The organism is Pseudolysinimonas sp., from assembly GCF_044239695.1.
Lineage (GTDB): Bacteria > Actinomycetota > Actinomycetes > Actinomycetales > Microbacteriaceae > Pseudolysinimonas_A.
Genome location: NZ_JBIIAW010000013.1, coordinates 39,533 through 45,598 on the forward strand (window position 1 = coordinate 39,533; position 6,066 = coordinate 45,598).

At 68.8% G+C, this 6,066-nt stretch carries 5 protein-coding genes; all 5 read right to left on the minus strand.

The genetic code is table 11. The features are described 5' to 3' along the window. Positions 1-11 precede the first annotated feature (11 nt). On the minus strand, positions 12-905 hold the full coding sequence (locus tag ACILQS_RS03790; RefSeq protein WP_395638769.1) for an anchored repeat-type ABC transporter permease subunit: 894 nt from the start codon (positions 903-905) through the stop codon (positions 12-14). Further along, on the minus strand, positions 902-1,639 hold the full coding sequence (locus tag ACILQS_RS03795; protein WP_395638770.1) for an anchored repeat-type ABC transporter ATP-binding subunit: 738 nt from the start codon (positions 1,637-1,639) through the stop codon (positions 902-904). Before ACILQS_RS03795 ends, ACILQS_RS03790 begins: the two co-directional genes overlap by 4 nt. Positions 1,640-1,659: 20 nt before the next feature. Next, positions 1,660-2,607 (minus strand): choice-of-anchor M domain-containing protein, encoded by a 948-nt coding sequence (locus tag ACILQS_RS03800; protein WP_395638771.1) that lies wholly within the window; start codon positions 2,605-2,607, stop codon positions 1,660-1,662. Between the two features lie 10 nt (positions 2,608-2,617). After that, the gene (locus ACILQS_RS03805; RefSeq protein ID WP_395638772.1) at positions 2,618-4,186 is read right to left on the minus strand and encodes an anchored repeat ABC transporter, substrate-binding protein; all 1,569 of its coding nucleotides are present in this window, start codon (positions 4,184-4,186) and stop codon (positions 2,618-2,620) included. After that, positions 4,159-6,066: TIGR03773 family transporter-associated surface protein (locus ACILQS_RS03810; RefSeq protein WP_395638773.1), on the minus strand; the 1,908-nt coding region annotated here is incomplete at its 5' end. The genes ACILQS_RS03805 and ACILQS_RS03810, both read right to left, overlap by 28 nt.

A 6,066-nucleotide genomic window follows, 5' to 3' on the forward strand; every position in this document is an offset into this window, starting at 1 on the left:
TGTCGAGACGCTTAGCCGCTTACATCGACGTTCCGAACTTCTGCCGTGAGGACTCGCCGCCTGAGTCGACGTGAGAGAAGGCCGTGCCGCGGAGAGAGAAGCCACGCGGCGAGGAAGGTCGCCGAGAGCAGGAGCACGATCGTGCCCCCGGTCGGCAGATCCCATGACCAGGAGACATAGATCCCGAGCAGCGCGCCCAGGCCGCCGATGACGGGCGCCAACGCCATCATGACGACGAGCCGTTCCGTCAGCAGCCGGGCCGTGGCCGCCGGAGCGATCAGGAGGGCGAGTACGAGGATGTTGCCGATCGTCTGCACGCTGATCACCACCGCGAGGGTGACGAGGACGTAGAGCACGAGGTCGAGTGCGAACACCGGAACCCCGAGCGCGCGCGCCGACTCCCGATCGAGCGCAATCGTGACGAACTCCTTGTGCAACAAGAAGACGATTCCGAGCACGAGGATGCCGGTGACGGCGACCACGACAAGGTCGCTGTCGGGGATGCCGGTGATCGATCCGAAGAGGAACTGCTGAAGACTGCCGGCGTATCCGGGTGCTTGGGAGATGATGACGATTCCGAGAGCGAAGGCGGCGACGAAAAGCACTCCGATCACGGAATCCTCCTTCAGTCGACGGTTCTGCGAGAGAACCGCGACGAGTACCGCGGTGATGACTCCCGCGATCGTTCCGCCGAGCACGAGGTTGCCCGAGACGACGAAGGCGACGGCGAGACCGGGGAAAACGGCATGGGCGACGGCGTCGCCGATGAACGCCATTCCGCGCAGCACGACGAACGATCCGACGACGCCGCAGACGACCGACGACATGACAGCGATCGCAAGCGCCCTGGGCAGGAAGGCGAGGTCGGGATTGAGCAGGTCGAGTAGGAAGTCGATCGGGTTCACGCGACGGCCCTCAGTACCTTCAGCAGCGAGCTCTCGGCGTTGACCCCGAACGTCGACATCCACAACTCGGAGTCGAGCGCGAGGTCACGCGGCGTCCCGCTCGCAACGACGGTGCGATTGAGCAGCACGATGCGGTCGCAGCCGTCGAGAGCTCCGACGATGTCGTGCGTCGTCATCAGCACCGCTCGCCCTTCTGCGGCGAGCTCTGCGAAGAGCGCCGATAGCAGCTCCTGAGTCGGCACGTCGAGCCCGGTGAACGGCTCGTCGAGCAACATGACCGCCGGGCGAAGCGCCAGGGCGCGTGCGACAAGCACACGCTGTCGTTGACCGCCGGAGAGTTGCCCGAGGGGCCGATCGGCGAGGTCGGACATCGCGACCCGATCGAGCGCGTCTGCGACCGCCTCCCAGTCGGTCGCGCCCGGGCGACGGAACAGCCCGACGCGCCCGGTGAGCCCGGTCATCACCGTGTCCGCCACCGAGATCGGAAAGTCCCAGGCGACGTCGTGCCGTTGCGGAACGTACCCGACGGCGGCGCGCCCGGGTCGCGATGGCCGCCCTTCGACCGTCACCGAACCGCCCACCGGCCGGATCAGCCCCAGCGCGGCGCGCAACAGTGTCGTCTTGCCGGCGCCGTTAGGACCCAGGAGTCCTACGAACTCGCCGCGCGCCACCCCCAGCGACGCGTGCTCCAGCACTCGGCGGCCCGCCAGCTCGACGCTCACGTCGTCGATCACGAGGGCTGCCTGGCCCGGCGTCACGACTGCGACTCGCGCGAGAGACCACGCCGCTTCGCCGCGCCCGAGCGCGCCGCGATCACGATGAACACGGCAGCCAGCACGGCAGCCAGCACGATCGCGGCGAGGAGAAACGCGACGAGCGGGTCAGCGGATGCGCCGTCCGGCTCGGACCCGCTTCCGGCATCCTCGTCGATCGTGGGCCCGCCACCCGCCCAGACCGCGGCGAGGGCATCCGAGGGGTCGGTGCTTCCCACGGCGAACCGCAACTCGCGGGTGTCGCGTACGGTGCTGCCGTCGAGGAGGTCCGCCTCGGCCGTGAGCTGGATCAGGTAGATCCCGGGCTCGGTGAAGACCCAGTTGGCGTGCGTATGCGTATTCACATCGACCCAGAGCGGCTGGGCCTCGTCGAGCCGCGAATCCCACAGCGGGTCGGGGTCTCCGAAGGCGCCCGACTGCAGAAACACGTGCACGTCGCCCGGTCCCTCGACTCCGCTGAGCGAGAGTGTCACGCCGCGGTCGATCGTTGCCATCACGTCCGGATCCTGCGTGTTCCAGCCGAGCCAGATGACATCCGGGTTCTGAGACTGCGGCACCACGAAGACCTCGTCCCCTGGCGCGACACCGAGGAATTCATACGCCCCGTCGTCGGGAACCACCTGACGTGCGGCATCGGCGACCTGCAGCACCGTCTGCTCGAGGTGGCGCCACACACTCTGCGCTCCCGCCTCGGCACGGGCGACATCGTCATGCACGAGGAGGGTCCAGGTGCCGTCGAGGTACCGCGGGCCGAGATCGACGTGCCCCGCGTCGAGCACGGCTTCGCCGTCGACGATGGGCTGCGAGTCGGTGATCTGCTGGTCGAGGTTGGGGTCGGGTTCGGGATCGTCTTGCGCCGCAGCCGGGCCGATGACGACGAGAACGACCGTCAGCGCGGCGGCGACCGCGGGGGTAAGGCGAGTGAGCATGAAGAGACTCCTATTCGGTGAGGCAGTCGCGAAGGGACTCGGCGTTGGCGCGCATCATCTCGACGTAGCCGTCGACGCGTTCGTCGAAGGTGTCGCTGTAGATGGAGCACACCTGGATCCCGAGCTGCGTGGCCACCTCCACCAGGGTCGAGGACCGGGCGGCGAGGTTGGGCTCCAAGAAGACGGCGCGGATGTCCAGTGCGCGGAGTGTCTCGGTGATCTTGCGGCGATCGGCGAGAGACGGTTCCGTCGCGGGATTCGGGGTGACGAAGCCGGCGATGCTCACCCCGTAGGCGTGGGCGAGGTAGCCGAAGGCGTCGTGGGTGGTCACCAAGTGGCGCGACGGCACCGGGATCTCGGCGATCGTCGCCCGCACGTAGTCGTCGGTCGCCTCGAGCTCGGCGAGATAAGCGGCCGCGTTCGCGGTGTACTCCCGGGCGTGCTCCGGATCGGCGCCGACGAGCGTGTCGCGGATGAGGCGCACGTAGGCCATCGCATTGCGGACGTCCTGCCACAGGTGCGGGTCGATCTCGCCGTGGACGTGCTTGCCGAGGACCGCCTGCGGCAGTTGGTAGACGTCGTCGCCGGGACGCCCGAGGAAACGGAACTGCGCCCCCGCCGGAATCTCGTCGAGCGCCTTCGGCGGCACCCAGATCACCACCTGAGTGCTGTCGTGCACCGATTGCCCGTGATGGCCCTCCGGGTCGTGGACGACGACGAGTTCGCGGTCGTCGAGATCGACAGAGAGGTCGGCGTGCCCCGACTCGAGCACGACGGGGTCATCGATGCCCGCGCGCGAGGGATCGACTCCGACCGCGAACGTGTAGGTGCCCGACCCGACCGGGATGGGCTGCGAGGTGGCATCGACCCTGAGATTCGCCTCCATCGTGAGCCGGTAGATGCCGGGCTCGGAGAATGCCCACGATAGGTGGGTGTGGGCGTTGGCCGGCAACGCCACCGAGTCGTCGCGGTATCCGTTCGCGGCATCGAACCCGTCCGATGAGTCGAGGTAGATGTCGGTGTCTCCGAAACTGCCGGTCAGGTAGGCGAAAAGATCCCCCGGCCCCTCGACGTCGGTGCCCGTCAACACCACCTCGGAGGCGCGCGTCGCGCCGTACTGGCCACCCTCGCCGCGCACTCGCAGACCGAGCCAGATCGTGTCGAGATTGAGGTTCTCGACGAGAGGGATGATCTCGGCGGCGTATTTGACGGCCTCCTCGGCGAGCGACACCGACATCGCGTCGTCGCGCAGGTTCGCGTCGAGGGTCTTGATGATCGAATGTTCCTCGAGCAGCGCATAGTTCGAGAACGCCACGTCGGCGTAGACGACGTTCCGCGCATCCCGAAACGTCGGCTCATAACTGTGGGGATCCGCGCCATCGGGCACGATCGCGGCGACCTCTACCTCGTCCCCGCCGACGTGCGCGACGAGGTCACCCAGTAGCCCGGTCGTCGTCACCACCCGCAACCGGTCACCGGCAGTCGAGAGGACCGGCTTCGCGACGCAGCCGGACAGCAGAGCCACTGCTGCCACGGCCGCGATCGCGAAGCTCAGCCGGCGGCGGATCGCCGTCGCCACAGGAGGAAGCCGCCGGCACCGGTGGCGAGCACGAGAAGTCCGCCGAGCACACCGAGCAGAACAGGCACGGCGGTGTCGCCGCTCAGGATGCTTCCCCCGGTCTGCTCCTCGCCGTCTCTCGCCCCTGGACGCACTCCGCCCTCGGCTTCGGCCTCGGCCGTCGTGGCGTCCGCCGCGCCGTCGACAATCTCGTCGTCGGCGAGAAGCGCCGCCGAGATGATGCCGCATCCGGAACCGCCGCGCGCAGCCGAGGCCGGGTCGACGTCACCGACGGCGATCGTGAAGGTCTCGCTGTCGGACGAGCGCTGCCCGCTCGCCAGCACGACCGACTGTGTCATCGCGATGCGGTAGACCCCCGGCTCGCTGAACGCCCAGTTCGCGTGCACGTGCACGCCGAGGGGGATGTCGGTGGAGCCGCTGCCGTTGAAGATCATCGACTGGATGCCGCCGAAGCTGCCGGTCGTGTAGACCTTGACCGCCCCGGGCCCTGAGACGCCGGTGATGCTCCAGGTGACCGGCGACGCGGAGTTCGCGGAGTTGAGGGCCTCCGTGCTCCAGCCCAGCCAGACGAGATCGCGGGTCTGAGACTGCGGGGCGATCCACTGCGTCGAGCCGGCCGGTCCGACCTGGGAGAGCCCGGCGGGCAACTGGACCGCCGCGCTCGGCTTCACCCAGAGCACCGTTCCTGACGGTTCCCGATAGACCCGGGCACCAGTCGTGTCGTCCCCGACGAGTGTCTGCAACCGGCCACCGACCACGCGTGACGAGATGTCGACATGCCCGGAGGAGAGGATCGTGGCTCCCGCGACGCACTGGTTCGCCGGCGCCACGATCGGCGTCGTGCCGCCCGGGGGGGCCACGGGCGCCTCGATGGTCACCGGGGCCCACCCGACCGGCTCGCCCAACTCGTCCTTCACCACGATCCGGTGCGCGCCGAGCGGGACGTCGGCCGGAACCATGACGGTGACATCACCCTGGGCATCCGCCTGCGCCCAGCCGAGCCAGATCGGTTCGGAGTGCAGCCAGACCGACATCCAGTCGCCCGCCCGCGCAATCCCGACGCCGATCTTCAGCGGGGTCCCCGACGTCACCGTGTCCTCGCCAGCGGTCACCGAACCCCGAGGGGCGTCGTCGAGCTCGTCGTCGGTGAGGGGCTCCTCATCGGAGTGCTGCGGAGCGGTACCCGGCACGATCACGACCGGAGTGGTCTCGACCGACGTCCTCGCGTTCGAGATCGTGGCCGACACGCGGGCCGACACCTCGTGCCCGAGATCCGCCCAGGTCGGCGTGTAGCTCGCGCCTGCCGCCCCCGGGATGACCACGCCATCGACGAGCCAGGTCGTCTCGACGCGGTGCGGGGTGGGCGACCAGGTCGCCGCCTCGACGGTGAGCGTCTCGCCGACGCCCGCCGCTCCGGTGAGAACGGGTTCCTGAATCGCGCGCGGTGCCGCATCCGCGAGCGGTCCGACGTGGATGAGGTAGGTGACCGCTGCTCCCGTGAGCGTCTCGCCCGCCGTCGTCGTCGCCGTCGGCGTGACCGTCAGGCGATAGTCGCCGACCTCGGTGAACGCCCACGCCGTGTGCACGTGAGCACTGCGCGAGATCGGGATGACATCCGCCGCTGGCGTCGTCGTGTCGATGTAGCGGTTGTTCGGCTGCCCGAAGGCGTTGGTCATCCAGGTGAAGACCTCTCCCGGACCGTCGACCTCGACGACCAACTGCACCGCGTCCGCCGCAGTCGGCAGCGCCGTCCCCGACGGCAAAGAGCCGACGAGACGCTCCGTGCTCCAACCCGGCCACGGAAGGTTCTGATCCTGCGTGAGCGGAAGGCTGTAGACGGTGCTTCCGGACGCGCCGAGGAAGGCGTATGCCGCGATCGG

What these genes read in the sequence shown, in the direction of transcription:
- ACILQS_RS03800 (WP_395638771.1), bottom strand. Translation starts at nt 2,607, where the DNA reads ATGCTCACTCGCCTTACCCCCGCGGTCGCCGCCGCGCTGACGGTCGTT.